We start from the raw sequence: 16,483 nt of genomic DNA, 5'->3' as shown, positions 1-16,483 counted from the left end.
GATCGTTGCCCTTCCGTCTATCGTTTATTCACTAATAAAATGAATGGAAGCGTTTCCATTTATTGAAGAAACTATAGCACCGGCAAATCTTTGATGTCAACGAGCGCGCCACAGTTGTGGCTGATACGACGCATTATTGCCGTCGCCTGCCTAAAAAGGACAAAATTACAACAAAAAATATCAAAAGTGAAGATTGGATAGAATTGTCGACTTTGCAATGCGTTAAATTTGTAGGACTTGTCCTACATTCATGAGAATTTTCCGCAAATCAACTACAAAGAGGAAGCCATGTTTTCACTCAAAAAGCTTGCCGCGCTGTTTTTCCTGATGACCGTTGCCCACAGCTGTCTTGCCATCACCCTGTCGACGACCATAGAAACCGCCAGACAGCGGTTGGACAACGACCGCTCAGCCAAGGATGCTTTTTTCTCTGAGAAAAAAGTGGCGGATGATAACGGCACGCTGTCGGATACCGACAAAGTGAATGTCGAGAAAGCGATACTGGACCGCCGCCGCAACGTCCAGGCGTTCTGCGGCTTGCAGCGGGTTGCCCTGGTCAACAAAAAGGCGGCCGGTGAAAAGAAGGAATCCCACATCAATGCCTGGGGCGCGCTGGTCACGCTGATCGGCGGCGTAACCGGATATGCCCCGGCGAAGACCGTGCTGATGGGCATTGGCATCTCTGCGAATGGCGGTGAAAATTCCGTACTCGGTGGCTTGGCCACCTCTGTCCAGGAAGGCAATGATTTGACCCAGGCGCAACTGGACCAGCTCGGCAAGAACTTTGACGAAGCCACCAAGAACTTCAAGGACATCGACCCGGCAAGCGATCCATCGGGCTACAAACGCTACAACGCGCTGGAAGACATCACGGCAGCCTGTCTCTTCTTGTTTGCAGGCGAAGAACCGGCAGCCAAGCCATAAGCGGGGTGCGCGATGAAGCCCTGCGCTCCCGCCATCTGCCTGCTGATTGCGAGCTTGAGCAGCCATGCAGCCGAATCGGAAGAACCATACTTCCAGCCGCGCTTTGCGGCCTATGAGCCGAGCTACGCCGTCTACAGGAAAGCGGACAACGATGAAAATGCCATCACCGCGCGCTATTCGTTTCAATACATCCTGTGGGGGAAAAACAAGTTCGGACCATGTGCGTATGCGGACAGGGGCTGTCACTACTTCTACCTGAGCTATACCGGCGAATTCGATTTTTACGTGGGTTCGCGAGATTCCTCGCCCGTCATCAACAGGGTAAGCAACCCGGCCTTCCATTGGCGCCATATGCGGGACGGGAAATACTGGATTGATGTCGGGGTGGAACACCGGTCAAATGGCCAATCGACGGAAATCACCTCGCCAGAGGACGCCGCCAGGGCGCAGGAGGCGTATCTCAAACGAGACCATGCCTATTTCGACGGCATCAGCCGGGGCTCGAACTATGTGTCGGTCCAGGGCGGCAACTCGCCAAAGGAATCGACCCATGCCAACGTCAAACTCAAGTTCTATTTTTCGAAAGACAGCGCCATCACATGGGGACCATGGGTCAATCGCAACACCAGCATTGCCGACTACGACCTGGCACGCTTCTACGTCGAACAGCATCTCCCGGCGGCCTTCGGCAAAGGCAGCGTCGGCGTTGAATGGATAGTCGGCAAGCGCGGCCTGCAGACCGATTCCGCCAATATCGACCTGTTGCTGAGCCAAGTCGTCCCCCTCTACATCAGGGTACACCGCGGACCACTGCGCACCCTGTCGGACTATACCCGGCCACAAAACTCCATCGGCATCGGCCTGAAGTTTTCCAACTAGCCCGCAGCTTTGTTCAGCGGATGACGCGCTCCCAATCCAGGTCAAAGCGCGCGAGAAATTTTTTCAGGCGGTCGGCATCATTGGGCTTGGCTTTGGCGTCGCGCGAGACGGCGTACAGCTTGCGGCCGGCGTCCGATAGCGTGCGCGAGGCGCGGCATACTTTGACGACAGCACGTAGTTGCATGGCGTCGAATAAGTCCAGGCCAGCAGCGGCTTGCGGCGACATCAGCGTGTCGAGGTCGATTTCCACCGTATCCGCCGGCGCGACCTGATGACGCCACAAGCGCTGCAGGCGGGCGACTTCGCCAATGACGATGTCATCGTTGATGCGGCCCGCTTCGGCAAGCGTCGCCATGCGCGTGACCGAGGCCGACAGGTCGCGGAAATTGCCAGTCCATAATGCATCGGGCGAGGCGGCGAAACGCATGTAGCGCTCGCGCGCTTCACGGTTGAAGCGGGATATCTGGCCTTGCTCCGCGCCGGCCTGTTCCAGCAGGAAGTCGATATTGGGCTCGATGTCTTCAGGCCGATCAATCAAACCGGGCAGCTGATAAGTCCACAAGTTAATGCGCGCGAACAGATCTTCACGGAAGCGCCCCGCCACGACTTCCCGCGCCAGGTCGCGGTTGGTGCCGGCGATCAACTGAAAATCGCTTTGCACTTCGTTGTCGCCGCCGACCGGCAGGAAGCGTTTCTCTTCCACGGCCTTGAGCAGCATCGCCTGCTCATCCAGGCCAAGCTCGCCGATTTCATCAAGGAACAGCAGGCCCTTGTGCGCCGCGCGCAGCAATCCCGGCCGGTCCGACGAGGCACCGGTGAACGATCCCTTGATGTGGCCGAACAGCGTCGAGCCCGCGCCATCGCCCTGCAGCGTGGCGCAATTGATTTCGACAAAACGGCCATCGATCTGATGCCGCGTTTTTTTTAATTCGTACACTCGGCGCGCAAGGAAGGACTTGCCGGCACCAGTCGGCCCCATCAACAGCATCGGCGCCTTGGACTTGATGGCAACGCGCTCGATCTCGTCGATCATCGTATTGAAGCGCGCATTGCGCGTGGCGATGCCCGACTTCAGGAAGGCCACGCCCTCCTCCTGCTCGCGCGAGAAACGCTGCGCCAGCTGATCGTATCGCGACAGGTCCAGATCAATCAACACATGGCTGCCGGGATCGCCGGGCCCTTGGCGGCGTGGCGGCGACGCTTGCAGCAAGCGGCCAGGGAAATAAAACGCCTCCGTCATCAGGAACAGACAGATCTGCACCACGTGAGTGCCGGTGGTGATGTGGATCCAGTACTCCTCGTTATCGGTGTCGAAACGATAGGACTTGGCGAAGTCGAACAGCGCGGCATAGACCTGCTCGAAGTCCCACGGATCGTCCATCGGCACGTTCTGCAACACGACATTAGTTTCCGGCGACACCGTGCCGATATCCGCCGCCACCGCCTGCGCCAGTTTCTGGAAGCGTCCGCTGTAGAGCAGTTCGAAGCGGTCGATCACGATATCCGGGTATTGCGTGATGGCCACGCTCGGCCGCCAGCGTTCCCAGCGCGCGGCAGCCTGGCCGCTATCCAGCTGGGTGCCGACAAAGCCAATGACAACGATGCGTTTCTTCTTCATTTTCATATAAATTTTTATCTATTAAGATAATTTATCACAAAACACAAAAGCAGTCGAATTTATCAATATTGAAATTTTCCCTTTACTATCAATGCATTAGTTAATTCATACCAATCTGGCACAGCGCTTGCAATAGATGAGATAGAAACCAGATAAATGAGGAAATGAAAATGGCAAACGTCCAATTGTTCCAGTCGCTGAAAAACAAGTTCCTGCCGGTGGCAGCCGCAATCAATGAAGAAAGCGCACCGGCCTATGCGTTGTCGCCCAAACACCAGCTGGCGCAATACGCCGCCACCGGCTGCCTGAACGCGACCTTCTACGCCAGCGCCGAAGCGCAGCTGGAGCAGGTACTGGAACTGTGCCAGGACATGGATGCGCGCTTCATTGCCCAAACCGCCGTGTACTGCCGCGAGCGCGGCTACATGAAAGACATGCCGGTGCTGCTGACCGCCGTCCTGGCAGCGCAGGGCCGCGCCGAACTGACTCCGGTGTTCAACCGCGTCATCGACAACGGAAAGATGCTGCGCACCTTTGTACAGATCATCCGCTCCGGTGCCGCGGGCCGTAAGTCGCTGGGCTCGCGTCCGAAAAAGCTTGTTCAGGCCTGGCTGAACAACGCCAGCGAAAAAGCGCTGCTGTCGGCTGCCATCGGCAATACACCGTCGCTGGCGGACGTGGTGAAGATGGTCCACCCGAAACCGGCGGAAGCTTGGCGCGCAGCCTTCTTCGCCTGGTTGATTGGCAAGCCGTATCAGGCCGAGGCGCTGCCGCCAACGCTGGCCGCTTTCGAAACGTACAAGCAGGATCGCACGCTGCCATTGCCGGAGGTGCCGTTCCAGATGCTGACCGCGCTGGAGTTATCGGCCGGGGCTTGGGCGCAGATAGCGCGGCATGGTGGCTGGCAAATGGTGCGCATGAACCTGAACACTTTTGCGCGCCATGGCGTGTACGCGATGCCCGGCATGGTAGACGCCATCGCAACCAAGCTGCGCGATGCGGCACTGATCGAGAAGGCCCGCGTCTTTCCGTACCAGTTGCTGTCGGCCTACTTGGCGGCCAGCGACGAAGTACCGCTGGCGATCCGCGACGCGTTGCAGGATGCATTGGAAATAGCGCTGCAAAACGTGCCGCAGATTGAAGGCCGCGTGGTCGTGTGTCCGGACGTCTCGGGATCGATGGCATCGCCGGTGACTGGCTACCGCCACGGAGCCACGAGCAAGGTGCGCTGCATCGATGTGGCGGGGCTGATGGCGGCGGCGATACTGCGCAAGAATCCCGATGCAATGGTGATTCCGTTCGCGGTCGACGTCGTGAAGTGTCCGCTGAATCACCGCGATACGGTCATGACTAACGCCGGCAAGCTGGCGGCGATAGGTGGCGGCGGCACCAACTGTAGCGCGCCGCTTGCGCGCATGAACAAGGACAAGGTGAACGCGGACCTGGTGGTGTATGTGTCGGATAACGAATCGTGGGTAGACGCCAAGCGGCAACTGGCCACGGAGACCATGCTGCAGTGGGATCTGTTCAAGCGACGCAATCCGCAGGCCAAGCTGGTGTGCATCGATATCACGCCGCACGCTACCACCCAGGCAGCTGAACGCGCCGACGTGCTGAACGTCGGCGGCTTTTCAGATGATGTATTCAAGATCGTCGCAGCCTTTGCAACCGGCCAATTGGGCGCCGCTCACTGGCTGGGCGAAATCGAAGCGATAGACATTTAGGAGGCCATCATGGGATGGACGCTCAGTATCAGCAGCAAGAATTTTGAGAAGGCCGGCAGCGCGAGCGGAAACACTCGCATCAAGGGCACTCAATGGAGCTTTACCCCGAATGCAGACAGGACTACATCTGGTGACGCCGGTTCGATTCCGGCCTGGCAGGCACAACGTGTTTGCCAGCATGTCCTGTCGACCCTAGTCGGGATTGATTGAAGCCTGGCGCGCGAATACATAAGAAAATACATCTGTCCCCGGTTCGAGCCCGGGCGGTTGCCAAAACAACCGTAGCTCAGTTGGTAGAGTCATATATATTTCTTAGCCTTCCTGGTCGCGCGCAAGGCTTATTTTTTGATGGCGAATGCCGGTGAAACTACATCGCACCTAACGAGGAGGTTGCGGGTTCGACTCCCGCCGGTGGCAGATATAGGCCACCGTAGCTCAATGGCAGAGCACCTGTTTCACCAACTTAGTCGCCAATTTTTTAGTTAATATGGAAGATATGATGAAAAACCAAGAATACGAACTACTCGATGTCGAAGGTGGCAGCCCAGTCAAAATGTGGACCCGCGGCGTGCCGGTAGAAGCCGAGGCCAAGCAGCAGTTGTCCAACATGGCCAAGATGCCCTTCATTTACAAGCACGTCGCGGTCATGCCGGACGTGCACGTCGGTAAAGGCTCGACCATCGGCAGCGTGATTCCGACGCTAGGCGCGATCATCCCGGCTGCCGTTGGCGTCGATATCGGCTGCGGTATGATGGCCGCCAAGACCACGCTGAGCGCCAACGACCTGCCGGACAACCTGGGGCCGCTGCGCAGCGCGATCGAAAAAGCCGTGCCGCACGGCTCCTCGCCGCAACTACGCGGCAAGCGTGGCCGCGACGAAGGTTCGTGGCACACGCCTCCGCAACCGGTTGACGTGGCCTGGGCTACGCTGCACGATGAATTCGACGCCATCTGCGCCAAGACCCCAAAGCTGAAGAACACCAACAACTACCGCCACCTCGGTACCCTGGGCAGCGGTAACCACTTCATCGAAATCTGCCTCGACGAAGCGGGCGCGGTGTGGTTCATGCTGCATTCCGGTTCGCGCGGCGTGGGTAACGCCATCGGTACCTACTTCATCGAACTGGCGAAGAAGGACATGCGTACCCACTTCGTCAATCTGCCGGACCAGGACCTGGCCTACCTGTCGGAAGGTACTCAGCACTACGATGATTACATCGAGGCGGTCGGTTGGGCGCAGAAATTCGCCCGCACCAACCGCGAGGTGATGATGCACAACCTGATCGCCGCCGTCCGCACGGTGATCGCCAAGCCGTTCGAGACGCACGTGGAAGCGGTCAACTGCCACCACAATTATGTGCAGCAGGAGCGCCACTTCGGCAAGGATGTGCTGATCACCCGCAAGGGTGCAGTCTCGGCTCGCGAGGGTGAGCTGGGCATCATCCCGGGATCGATGGGCGCCAAGAGTTTTATTGTGCGCGGACGCGGCAATCCTGAAAGCTTTAACAGCTGCAGCCACGGCGCCGGCCGCACCATGAGCCGTACCGAGGCCAAGCGTCGCTATACGCTGGAAGACCAGGTCAAGGCCACCGAAGGCGTGGAGTGCCGCAAGGATGCCAACGTCATCGACGAGATCCCGATGGCCTACAAAGACATCGACGCCGTGATGCTGGCGCAGCGCGAACTGGTGGACGTGGTCCACGTGTTGAAACAAGTCGTCTGCGTAAAGGGTTAGACAAGATGATAGAGCTGGATGGAGCGCAAGGCGAAGGCGGAGGCCAGATACTGCGGACCGCGCTGACGCTGTCCATGATCACCGGTCAGCCCTTCCGCATGACGAATATCCGCGCTAACCGACCCAAGCCGGGTTTGATGCGGCAGCACTTGGCGGCGGTACAGGCGTCCGGCCGTATCTGCGGCGCCGATACGTCGCAAGCGCAGACTGGCGCGCAAACATTGACATTCAATCCTGGTCCGATCAAGGGCGGCGACTATGCCTTTGCCATCGGCACCGCCGGCAGCTGCACGCTGGTGCTGCAAACGCTACTGCCGGCGCTGCTGTTTGCCGAGGCGCCATCGACCGTCAAGGTCAGCGGCGGCACGCACAATTCGATGGCGCCGCCGGTGCACTTCCTGCAACGTGCCTACGGCCGCGTGCTACACCAAATGGGGGCGGAGGTCGATATCGCGCTGAAGCGCTTCGGCTTCTACCCAGCCGGCGGCGGCGAAGTTCTCGCCTCCATCGAACCGTGCGCGCAACTGCGCCATATCGATCTAATGGCACGCGGCGAACGACGCGACGGTTATGCCGAAAGCTTTGTCGCCGGCGTACCGGCCAACATAGCCGAGCGCGAACTATCGGTGATCGGCGCCGGCATGGGCTGGAGCGATCAACAGTTGCGGCACTGCACTCTGCCCGGCGAGCAAGGGCCGGGCAATGCATTGCTGGTCACGCTAGAGAACGAATATGTGACGGAAGTATTCGTCGGCTTCGGCGAAAAAGCCGTGCGCGCCGAAACGGTGGCCAAGCATGTACTGGACGACGTGCGCGCGTACATCGCATCCGGTGCGGCCGTGGGGGAGCATCTGGCCGACCAGCTGATGGTGCCGATGGCGCTGGCCGGTGGCGGCGGTTTCACCGCCACCAAGCTATCGCAGCATGCACTGACCAACGCGTCCGTCATCGCCCGCTTCCTGCCGGTCATGTTCGACCTCCAAACCGGTGAGCAGATGAGCACCTGCACGATCACCGGTTCACAGTCATGACCTACTGCGCCGGTACCTCCCAGCCGCCGGCCAGCGCTTTGTAGACCGCCACCAGCGAGGTGGCGGCGCCGGCTTGGGCTTGTGCCAGCCGGTCGCGCGCGGACAGCAGTTCGCGCTCGGCGTCCAGCACCGTCAGGAAGTCGGTCGAGCCGACGGCGAAGCGCTCGCGCGCGATGACGGCGGCCTGCTCCGACGAGCGCGCCGATTCAAACAGCAGCTCCGTCTGCCGCTGCGTGCGCGTGTAGGTGGCGAGCGCGCCCTCGGTCTCTTCCAGCGCGCCCAGCACCGCACGCTCGTAGGCGATCATCACCGCGTCGTTGCGCGCGTCGGCGGCGGCGATCTGCGCACGGATGCGGCCGAAGTCCAGCAGGTTCCACGTCAGCTGCGCGCCCAGGTTGTAGACATACGATGCCCCCTTGCCCAGGTCGCTGAACTGCACCGAGTTCTGGCCTATCGTTCCGCCCAAGGTCAGCTGTGGAAACAAGGCGCTGCGCGCGACGCCGACCTGCGCCGCCGCTGCCGCCGCCTGCGCTTCGGCCAGCTGGATGTCGGGCCGGCGCCGCAGCAGATCGGCCGGCGATCCGATGCCGGCCAGCGCCACCGATTTCAATCCCGGCAAGGGCTGGAACGGCGCCAGCTCCGCGTCCAGCGCGGTCGGCTGCAGGCCGCACAGCACCGCCAGGCGATAGCGCGTGCGTATCAGCGCCGCTTCCAGCGCCGGGATGTTGGCCGCCGTCGACGTCACCAGTGCGCGGGCGCGCTCGGTGTCGAGCGCCGTGCCGCGGCCGACTTCGAAGCGCGCGTCCACCAGTTCCAGCGCGGCCTTCTGCGTTTCCAGCGAGGCTACCGCCACCCTCAGCTGCTCCTGCAAGCCGCGCAGGTCGAAGTAATTGCGCGCCACTTCCGCGCTGACGCTGACCTGCGACGCCCGCACGCCGGCCGCGCCGGCCAGCACATTGGCCTGCGCCGCGCGCCGCGCATCGCCGAGGCGGCCGAACAGGTCGGCCTCCCAGGCGACATCGAAGCCGACCGCGTAGTTGTTGTTGGTGCTCTGCACGCCAAGGTCGTTGGTGCCGCGTATGCGCGATACGCCGGCGTTGACGCCCACGTTCGGCAGCATGTTGGCGTCGGCGTAGCGGTTCAGCGCCCTCACCTCGCGCAGGCTGGCGGCGGCGCTGCGCACGTCGGTGTTAGCCTTCAAGGCGCGCTGCACCAGCGAGTCCAGCAGCGGATCGTGGAAGCCGCGCCAGAACTCGCTGACCGGTTCACCGGCCGCGGCGGTCGGCGCGTTGGCGAAGCTGCCGCCCAGCTCAGGCTGGTACAGCCTGACCGGCGGGGCGCTGGAACAGCCGGCCAGCGCCAGCGTCACGGCGAGCGCCGGCAGTAGATGGTTGCTCATACATCCCCCTTTTTGCGCGGCGGATCGGCATCGTCGATGCCGGCGTGGAATGGATGGGCGGCGGCCTCGATCTGGTGCCGCAGCTCGACCGCATGCGCGCGGCGCTTCTCGGTGCCTTTGCGCAGCAGGCTGTAGAACACCGGCGTCAGGAAGATGCCGAACAAGGTCACCCCCACCATGCCGGAGAACACGGCGACGCCCATCGCGCGCCGCATTTCGCTGCCGGCGCCGCTGCCCAGGATCAGCGGGATCACGCCGGCGCAGAAGGCGATCGAGGTCATCAGGATAGGCCGCAGCCGCAGGTGGCAGGCGTTGATGACGGCCTCCATCATCGGCTGGCCCTGTTCTTCCAGGTCCTTGGCGAACTCGACGATCAGGATCGCGTTCTTGCACGCCAGGCCGACCAGCACCACCAGCGCCACCTGCGTGAACAGGTTCAAGTCCCCGCCCTGCGAGAACGGCGGGAAGTGCGACAGCCATACCCCGAACAGCGCCGACAGGATACACATCGGCACGATCATGATGATGGCCAGCGGCAGGCTCCAGCTTTCATACTGCGCGGTCAGCACCAGCACCACCAGCACCACGGACAGGAACAGCACCGCCGCCAGCGTCGGGATCTTGAGGTTCAGGCCCGGGATCGTGATGTCGCGCGTCAACCGGTCCTGGTAGGTCAGGTCGGTCCACTCGTAGGACATGCCGCGCGGCAGCTGCTTGACGATGCGTTCGATCTCCGTCTCGGCCTGGCCGCTGGAGAAGCCCGGCTTGGCCGCGCCGTTGATGTCGGCCGACGGGAAGCCGTTGTAGCGCGTCACCCGCGTCGGGCCGAAGGTCGGATTGACCTGCATGACCGAGCCGAGCGGCACCATCTGGCCGGCCGAATTGCGCGTCTCCAGGTTGGTGATGCTGTCGGCCTGCGAGCGGAACGGCGCGTCGGCCTGCACCACCACCTGGTAGGTCTTGCCGAAGCGCGTGAAGTCGTTGACGTACAGCGAGCCGAGGTTGATCTGCAAGGTGTCGTAGATTTCCTGCAGCGGCAGGCCCATCTGCTTGGCCTTGGTGCGGTCGACGTCGGCGAACAGCTGCGGCACGTTGATGTCGTAGTTGGAGTACGGCGTGCCGATGCCCGACTTGGGATTGCCGTAGATCGGCCCCAGAATGCCGCCCCAGACCGCGCCATACAGCGCCTGCTCGCCCTGCCCGCTGCGGTCCTGCACCTGCAGCTTGAAGCCACCGGCGTTGCCGAGGCCGTCCACGGCGGGCGGCGGCACGACGAACATGCGCGCGCCCTGGATCGCCTGGATCGCGCCGTTGACCTTGCCCAGGATGGCGTCCTTGGACAGGTCGCGCGAAGTGCGTTTCTCGAACGGCGCCAGGCCGAAGAAGACGATGCCTTCGTTCGGCGACGACGAGAAGCCGGCGATCGACAAGCCCGGGAAGGCGATCGAATCGACGATGCCCGGCACCTTGAGCGCGATGTCGCTCATGTCGCGGATCACCTTTTCCGTGCGGCCGAGCGAGGAGCCGGCCGGCAGTTGGGCGATGCCGATCAGGTATTGCTTGTCCGGCGCCGGCACGAAACCGCTCGGGATGCGCGTGAACAGCAGCCCGGTCAGCAGCAGCAGGATGCCGTAGACCACCAGCGCCAGCGACTTGCGGTGCAGCAGTCCGGTCACGCCCCGGCTGTAGTCCGCGCTGCGGCGCTGGAACATGCAGTTAAACCAGTGGAAGAAGCGGCCGAACAGCTTGTCCATCACCAGCATGATCTTGTCTTTGGGCGCATCGTGCGGGCGCAGCAGCAACGCCGCCAGCGCCGGCGACAAGGTCAGCGAGTTGAAGGCCGAGATCACCGTCGAGATCGCGATGGTGGCGGCGAACTGCTTGTAGAACTGGCCCGACAGGCCGGGCACGAACGTCAGCGGGATGAACACCGCGCACAGCACCAGCGCGATGGCGATGATCGGCCCGCTGACCTCCTGCATCGCCTTCACGGTGGCCTCGTGCGGCGTCAGGCCGTCGGCGATGTTGCGCTCGACGTTCTCCACCACCACGATGGCGTCGTCGACCACGATGCCGATCGCCAGCACCAGCCCGAACAGGGTCAGCGTGTTGATCGAATAGCCCAGCAACAGCAGCACGGCGAAGGTGCCGATGATGGACACCGGCACCGCCAGCAGCGGAATCACCGAGGCGCGCCAGGTCTGCAGGAAGATGATCACCACCAGCACCACCAGCAGCACGGCCTCGATCAGCGTGTGCACCACTTTCTCGATCGAGGTCTGCACGAAGCGCGTCGGATCGTAGACGATGTCGTAGTCCACGCCCTTGGGGAAGTTCTTCTTGGCGTTCTCCATCGTCGCCCGCACGTCGTTCGACAGCTTCAGCGCGTTCGAGCCGGGCGACTGGAAGATACCGATCGCCGCCGCCTCCTTGTTGTTGAGCAGGCTGCGCAGCGAGTAGGAGTTGGCGCTGATCTCGACCCGTCCGACATCCTTGATGCGCACCAGCGCGCCGGTCTTGGGATCGCTGCGGATGATGATGTTGGCGAAGTCCTCCTCCTTGATCAATCGTCCCTGGGCATTGACCTGCAGCTGGAAGTCGGTATCGTTGGGCGCGGGCGGCGAGCCGACCACGCCGGCCGCCACCTGCGCGTTCTGCTCGCGGATCGCCGTCACCACGTCGCCGGCGGTCATGTTGCGCGCCGCCAGCAGGCGCGGATTGATCCAGATGCGCATCGCGTAATCGCCCGAGCCGAACAACAGCACCGAGCCCATGCCCGGCACCCGCAGCAGGTCGTCGCGCACGTTCAGGCTGGCATAGTTGCGCAGATACAGCGCATCATGGCTGTTGTCCGGCGAAACCATGTGCACCACCATGGTCAGGTTGGGCGACTGCTTCTCGGTCGTCACGCCGATCTGGCGCACGATGTCGGGCAGGCGCGGCAGCGCGCGGTTGATGCGGTTCTGCACCGCCGTCTCGGCCTGCTCGGGCACCGTGCCGATCTTGAAGGTCACGGTCAGCGTCATGCTGCCGTCGGCGGTGGCCTGGCTTTCAAAGTACAGCATGCCTTCCAGGCCGTTGATCTGCTCCTCCAGCGGCGCGGCGACGGTCTCCGAAATCACGCGCGGATTGGCGCCGGGGAACTGCGCCCGGACCACGATCTGCGGCGGCGCCACTTCCGGATATTCGGAAATCGGCAGCTGGAAGATCGCCAGCAGGCCGACCATGAAAATGAATATCGACAGGACAGTGGCGAAGCGCGGGCGATCGATGAAAAATCGTGAGATATCCATGCGATGCTCCTCAGCCCTTGGCCGCAGGCGCAGCACCCGGCGGCGGCGCCGGGATAGGCTTGCCATGCTCGTCGACCTTCAGCACCTGCGGCGTGACGGGCGCGCCGGGGAAGGCGCGCAGCAGGCCGTCGACGATCACCAGCTCGCCGGGATTGATGCCGCCGACCACGCGCATGCCGTCGATCAGCGCGCCGGGCTTGACCTCGCGCTGCTCGACGATGTTGTTCTTGCCGACGATCAGCACCACCTTGCGGGTCTGGTCGGTGGTGATGGCGCGGTCCGAGACCAGGGTCGCGCTGTAGTTGCCGCTGCCGACCAGCTGCAGGCGCGCGAACAGGCCCGGCGTGTACAGTCCCTCCTTGTTGTCGAACACGGCGCGGCCGCGCATCGAGGCGGTGGCGGGATTCAGGCGATTGTCGACAAAGTCCATCTTGCCTTCGTGCGGGTAGCCGTCCTCGTTGGCCAGGCCGAGGCGCACGGCGTTAGGCGTATCGCGCGACGATGGGCGGCTGCCGTCGCGGGCGGCGCGCATGTATTTGAGATAGAGGGCTTCGCTGGCGTCGAAGTAGGCGTAGATGCGGTCGCTGGACACCACGGTGGTCAGGATCGGATCGCCGACGTTGACCAGGTTGCCGGCCGTGACATTGGCGCGCGAGGTGCGGCCGCTGACCGGCGCCGTGATGCGGGTAAATTCCAGATTCAATTTGGCTTGCACCAGCGCCGCCTCGTTGGCCTTGACGCTGGACTGGGCGGTCGCCAGCGCCGCGCGCAGCTGATCCAGCTCCTGCTGGCTGACGCCGCGCACGGCGACCAGTTTTTCCGCGCGCGCCAGTTCGATCTTGTTCAACTCACCCTGCGTACGGGCGGACGCCAACTGCGCCTCGGCCCGCGCGGCCTCGGCGGCGAACGGACGCGGATCGATGGTGAACAGCGGATCGCCCTTTTTCACCAGCTGGCCTTCGCGGAAATGCACCTGCACCAGCGTGCCGCCCACGCGCGAGCGGATATCGACGGTGTCGGGGGCCTCCAGGCGGGCGGTGAATTCGTCGAACTCCTGCACGTCGCGCTTGACGGCCGGCGCCACCGACACGGCGGGCGGCCCGCCGCCATGCGCGCCGGGCTCCTCCTGCTTGCCGCAGCCGGCCAGGGCCGCGATCGCCCCCAGCACCAAAGTCAGTTTCAGCGAACGTGAAGACGCGAGCGCCGCCAGGATATCCATAGTGAACCCCTCAAGAACGGTGTTACGAAAGTCGGAAACAGTGGAAAACTGCGTGAGACGGTGTAAACGCTACGGGAAATGCACTTGAAAAAACAAAGGAACAGGCGGCGTACTGACTTGGATCAATTAACTTACTTTCATTCTGACAAAAAATACATGCCCTGTCATTAACGAAATGGAGGTAGGCGATGGATGCGCAAGACAGAAAAAAGATAGTAGTCTATCTTTTTAAGAGAAAAAGATAGAAAGCTATCCTTATGAAAACAATACTGGAGATAGGCGCCAAGCTGCAGGAAACCCGTCGGGACAAGAAATTGCGCCTAATTGACCTGGTTGAGAAGACCGGTCTGACAGCAGTGACATTGCGTGGGCTCCGGACTTCGGAGGGAAAAGCCCTTAGTCGGCATACTTGAAGTCACGTTGAGGAATTCTGGTGCGGCTGGCGGGGATCGAACCCACGACCCTTGGCTTCGGAGGCCAATACTCTATCCACTGAGCTACAGCCGCGCTGGGGGGAATTTCCGAGGTGTGCCGTAGCATACCTTTTTTATCAACTTTCGTCCCGCAAAAGTGTCGTTTTGAGCACCATTGCGTTTCCATGCAGGCATTTTTGAGTCTATAATCGCCCGTTTGGTGAAGGTTTTACAAGGCAGCTGCTTGATCAATAATTCGCATGCCACCCGGCTTGAAATTTGTCTGTTAAGGAAATCATGAGCGACGCACACAACGAACACGAATCAGCCATTAGAACGCCTAAGCAACTCGTTGCCGCAGTTATCGGCTTCTTTGCAGTTACTGTCCTTGGTATCATCCTGCTGGTCCAGTACGTGACCGCAGACAAACTGACCGGCCGCGGCTCCAACAGCCAGGCGCCAGAAGAAGTCGCTGCCCGTATCGCCCCAGTCGCCGATGCCGGTTTCACCCTGAAAGACGCCAACGCACCGAAAGTGCTGCAGACCGGCGAAGCCATCTATACCTCGACCTGCGCGGCCTGCCATGGCGCCGGCGTTGCCGGTGCGCCGAAGTTCGGCGAAGCCAGCGCCTGGAGCGCACGTATCGCCCAGGGCTACGACACCGTCATCAAGCACGCCATCGAAGGCCTGCGCGCCATGCCTGCCAAAGGCGGCAATCCCGACCTGGACGATGTGGAAGTGGCCCGCGCCGTGGTCTACATGGCCAACAAGGCCGGCGCCAAGTTCAAGGAACCGGAAGTGCCGGCAGCTCCTGCCGCTGCGCCAGCCGCACCGGAAGCCGCCAAGTAAAACGGCGCCGGTCACGGCGTCGCCACGAAAACCGACCTGCCGGGTCGGTTTTTTTACGTCCGCGCTATCCGCATTATTTGCGGCCGGTGCCGATCTGGTATTTCTTGAGCTTGTCGTACAGCGTCTTGCGCGGCACCATGAGATTGTCGGCAGCCAGGGCGACGTTGCCATCGACGGCGGCCAGCGCCTGCACGATCAACTCGCGCTCGTGATGATCGACCTGCTGCGGCAGCGACAGCGGCTCGCCGGCCTGCGCCGGGGGCACAACGCCGATGCCGGCACCGGCAATGCCCAGCACCAGCCGTTCGGCGAAGTTGCGCAACTCACGTACATTGCCCGGCCATTCCGCCGCCTGCCATAACGCCATCTGCTGCGGACTCCACGCGGGCAGCGGGCGGTGGTAGCGCACTGCGGCGTCGGCGGTAAAATGCGCCAGCAGCAGCGGGATATCGTCGCGCCGCTCGTTCAGGCGCGGCAGGTCGATACTGACCACGCCGATGCGGTAGTACAAGTCTTCACGGAACTGTCCCTGCGCGCTCAACTGCAGCAAATCGACCTTGGTGGCGGCGACGATCGTGCAGTCCAAGGCCACCGATTCGTTCGCGCCCAGCCGTTCCAGCCGCCGCTCCTGCAGTACGCGCAACAGCTTGACCTGCAGCGCCATCGGCATGCTTTCTATCTCATCGAGAAACACGGTGCCGCCGTGCGCGAACTCCAGCTTGCCGATGCGGCGCTTTTGCGCGCCGGTGAAGGCGCCCGCTTCATGGCCGAAGATTTCGCTCTCAAACACCGATTCCGGCAAGGCGCCGCAATTGATCGCCACAAAATTGCCCTTGCGACCGCTCGCCGCGTGCAGCAGCCGCGCCACCACTTCCTTGCCGGTGCCGGTCTGGCCGTTGATCAGCACATCGACGCCGGCCGGGGCGACGTTGCGTATCATGACTTTGAGCTGCTCGATGGCGGCCGAGCTGCCGACCAGGTCCGGCATGTCCGGATGCTGGGCCCGGGCTGTGCGCAGCTGGCGGTTTTCCAGCACCAGCCGGCGCCGCTCCTGCGCACGCCGCACCGATTCCAGCAGGCGCTCGCTGGCGAACGGCTTCTCGATGAAATCGTAGGCGCCGCCGCGCATGGCGGCCACCGCCATGTCGACGTCGCCATGGCCGGTGACGACGATGACCGGCAATTCGGCATCGAGCGCGGCCGCCTGCGCCAGCAACTCCAGGCCGGAACGGCCCGGCAGGCGCACGTCGGTGACCACCACGCCGGGATAATCGGCGCGCAGCAACGCCAGCGCTTCTTCCGCGCTGGCGCAGGCCTGCACGCTGAAGCCGCCCAATTCCAGCGTCTGGCTGGTGGCCAGGCGCAGCGCGGCTTCGTCTTCGATCAGTATCGCCTGCAC

The 16,483-nt window shown here is 62.3% G+C and carries 12 protein-coding genes and 1 tRNA gene; 7 read left to right on the top strand and 6 right to left on the bottom strand.

Going from position 1 to position 16,483, the window contains the following annotated elements:
• The first annotated feature begins 288 nt into the window (after positions 1 to 288).
• Together ACEN9F_RS19675 and ACEN9F_RS19670 are read left to right on the top strand one after the other, a co-directional pair.
• Positions 289 to 924, top strand: a complete 636-nt coding sequence (locus ACEN9F_RS19675) for a hypothetical protein (protein WP_413422498.1) — start codon at positions 289 to 291, stop codon at positions 922 to 924.
• Positions 925 to 936: 12 nt separating this feature from the next.
• On the top strand, positions 937 to 1,803 hold the full coding sequence (locus ACEN9F_RS19670) for a hypothetical protein (protein WP_413422496.1): 867 nt from the start codon (positions 937 to 939) through the stop codon (positions 1,801 to 1,803).
• A gap of 13 nt (positions 1,804 to 1,816) precedes the next feature.
• Here the strand turns inward: ACEN9F_RS19670 and rtcR are convergent, their stop codons facing one another.
• Positions 1,817 to 3,421, bottom strand: a complete 1,605-nt coding sequence (rtcR, locus tag ACEN9F_RS19665; RefSeq protein ID WP_413427115.1) for an RNA repair transcriptional activator RtcR — start codon at positions 3,419 to 3,421, stop codon at positions 1,817 to 1,819.
• Between the two features lie 185 nt (positions 3,422 to 3,606).
• Between rtcR and ACEN9F_RS19660 the strand changes: the two genes are divergently transcribed.
• The 4 genes from ACEN9F_RS19660 to rtcA all read left to right on the top strand — a co-directional run bounded on the left by ACEN9F_RS19660 (position 3,607) and on the right by rtcA (position 7,911).
• Positions 3,607 to 5,145: a vWA domain-containing protein gene (locus tag ACEN9F_RS19660; RefSeq protein WP_413422494.1), complete on the top strand. Its 1,539-nt coding sequence runs from the start codon at positions 3,607 to 3,609 to the stop codon at positions 5,143 to 5,145.
• 9 nt (positions 5,146 to 5,154) lie between these two features.
• Positions 5,155 to 5,355: a hypothetical protein gene (locus ACEN9F_RS19655; RefSeq protein ID WP_413422492.1), complete on the top strand. Its 201-nt coding sequence runs from the start codon at positions 5,155 to 5,157 to the stop codon at positions 5,353 to 5,355.
• A gap of 289 nt (positions 5,356 to 5,644) precedes the next feature.
• Positions 5,645 to 6,880 carry an RtcB family protein gene (locus ACEN9F_RS19650; protein WP_413422490.1) on the top strand — a complete coding sequence of 412 codons (1,236 nt, stop codon included), beginning with the start codon at positions 5,645 to 5,647 and terminating at the stop codon, positions 6,878 to 6,880.
• Between the two features lie 5 nt (positions 6,881 to 6,885).
• Positions 6,886 to 7,911: an RNA 3'-terminal phosphate cyclase gene (gene rtcA, locus ACEN9F_RS19645; protein ID WP_413422488.1), complete on the top strand. Its 1,026-nt coding sequence runs from the start codon at positions 6,886 to 6,888 to the stop codon at positions 7,909 to 7,911.
• 1 nt (position 7,912) lies between these two features.
• Here rtcA and ACEN9F_RS19640 read toward each other — a convergent pair whose 3' ends face one another.
• The 4 genes from ACEN9F_RS19640 to ACEN9F_RS19625 form a co-directional block, all read right to left on the bottom strand.
• Positions 7,913 to 9,310, bottom strand: coding sequence for an efflux transporter outer membrane subunit (locus ACEN9F_RS19640; protein WP_413422486.1), 1,398 nt, complete (start codon positions 9,308 to 9,310; stop codon positions 7,913 to 7,915).
• Entirely contained in the window at positions 9,307 to 12,603 is a 3,297-nt protein-coding gene (locus ACEN9F_RS19635) for an efflux RND transporter permease subunit (protein ID WP_413422484.1), read from the bottom strand. Before ACEN9F_RS19635 ends, ACEN9F_RS19640 begins: the two co-directional genes overlap by 4 nt.
• Before the next feature lie 10 nt (positions 12,604 to 12,613).
• Positions 12,614 to 13,822, bottom strand: coding sequence for an efflux RND transporter periplasmic adaptor subunit (locus tag ACEN9F_RS19630; protein WP_413422482.1), 1,209 nt, complete (start codon positions 13,820 to 13,822; stop codon positions 12,614 to 12,616).
• A gap of 431 nt (positions 13,823 to 14,253) precedes the next feature.
• A tRNA-Arg gene (locus tag ACEN9F_RS19625) sits at positions 14,254 to 14,329 on the bottom strand.
• A 203-nt stretch (positions 14,330 to 14,532) separates the two neighbouring features.
• On the opposite strand from ACEN9F_RS19625, the gene ACEN9F_RS19620 reads away from it, so the two are divergent.
• On the top strand, positions 14,533 to 15,084 hold the full coding sequence (locus tag ACEN9F_RS19620) for a c-type cytochrome (protein WP_413422481.1): 552 nt from the start codon (positions 14,533 to 14,535) through the stop codon (positions 15,082 to 15,084).
• Positions 15,085 to 15,157: 73 nt separating this feature from the next.
• On the opposite strand, the gene ACEN9F_RS19615 is transcribed toward ACEN9F_RS19620, so the two are convergent.
• On the bottom strand, positions 15,158 to 16,483 hold the full coding sequence (locus ACEN9F_RS19615; RefSeq protein ID WP_413422479.1) for a sigma-54-dependent transcriptional regulator: 1,326 nt from the start codon (positions 16,481 to 16,483) through the stop codon (positions 15,158 to 15,160).

It is taken from the genome of Duganella sp. CT11-25 (assembly GCF_047302815.1).
GTDB lineage: Bacteria > Pseudomonadota > Gammaproteobacteria > Burkholderiales > Burkholderiaceae_D > Rugamonas.
The sequence above is the reverse complement of the archived record's forward strand: the minus strand, read 5'-3'. Positions and strand labels throughout refer to the sequence as shown.

Bases quoted from the DNA above. Each gene is read 5' to 3' on its own strand.
- ACEN9F_RS19655 (WP_413422492.1), top strand. From the start codon at position 5,155: ATGGGATGGACGCTCAGTATCAGCAGCAAGAATTTTGAGAAGGCCGGC.
- ACEN9F_RS19620 (WP_413422481.1), top strand. From the start codon at position 14,533: ATGAGCGACGCACACAACGAACACGAATCAGCCATTAGAACGCCTAAG.
- ACEN9F_RS19630 (WP_413422482.1), bottom strand. From the start codon at position 13,822: ATGGATATCCTGGCGGCGCTCGCGTCTTCACGTTCGCTGAAACTGACT.
- rtcA (WP_413422488.1), top strand. From the start codon at position 6,886: ATGATAGAGCTGGATGGAGCGCAAGGCGAAGGCGGAGGCCAGATACTG.
- ACEN9F_RS19635 (WP_413422484.1), bottom strand. From the start codon at position 12,603: ATGGATATCTCACGATTTTTCATCGATCGCCCGCGCTTCGCCACTGTC.
- ACEN9F_RS19675 (WP_413422498.1), top strand. From the start codon at position 289: ATGTTTTCACTCAAAAAGCTTGCCGCGCTGTTTTTCCTGATGACCGTT.
- rtcR (WP_413427115.1), bottom strand. From the start codon at position 3,421: ATGAAGAAGAAACGCATCGTTGTCATTGGCTTTGTCGGCACCCAGCTG.
- ACEN9F_RS19650 (WP_413422490.1), top strand. From the start codon at position 5,645: ATGAAAAACCAAGAATACGAACTACTCGATGTCGAAGGTGGCAGCCCA.
- ACEN9F_RS19670 (WP_413422496.1), top strand. From the start codon at position 937: ATGAAGCCCTGCGCTCCCGCCATCTGCCTGCTGATTGCGAGCTTGAGC.
- ACEN9F_RS19640 (WP_413422486.1), bottom strand. From the start codon at position 9,310: ATGAGCAACCATCTACTGCCGGCGCTCGCCGTGACGCTGGCGCTGGCC.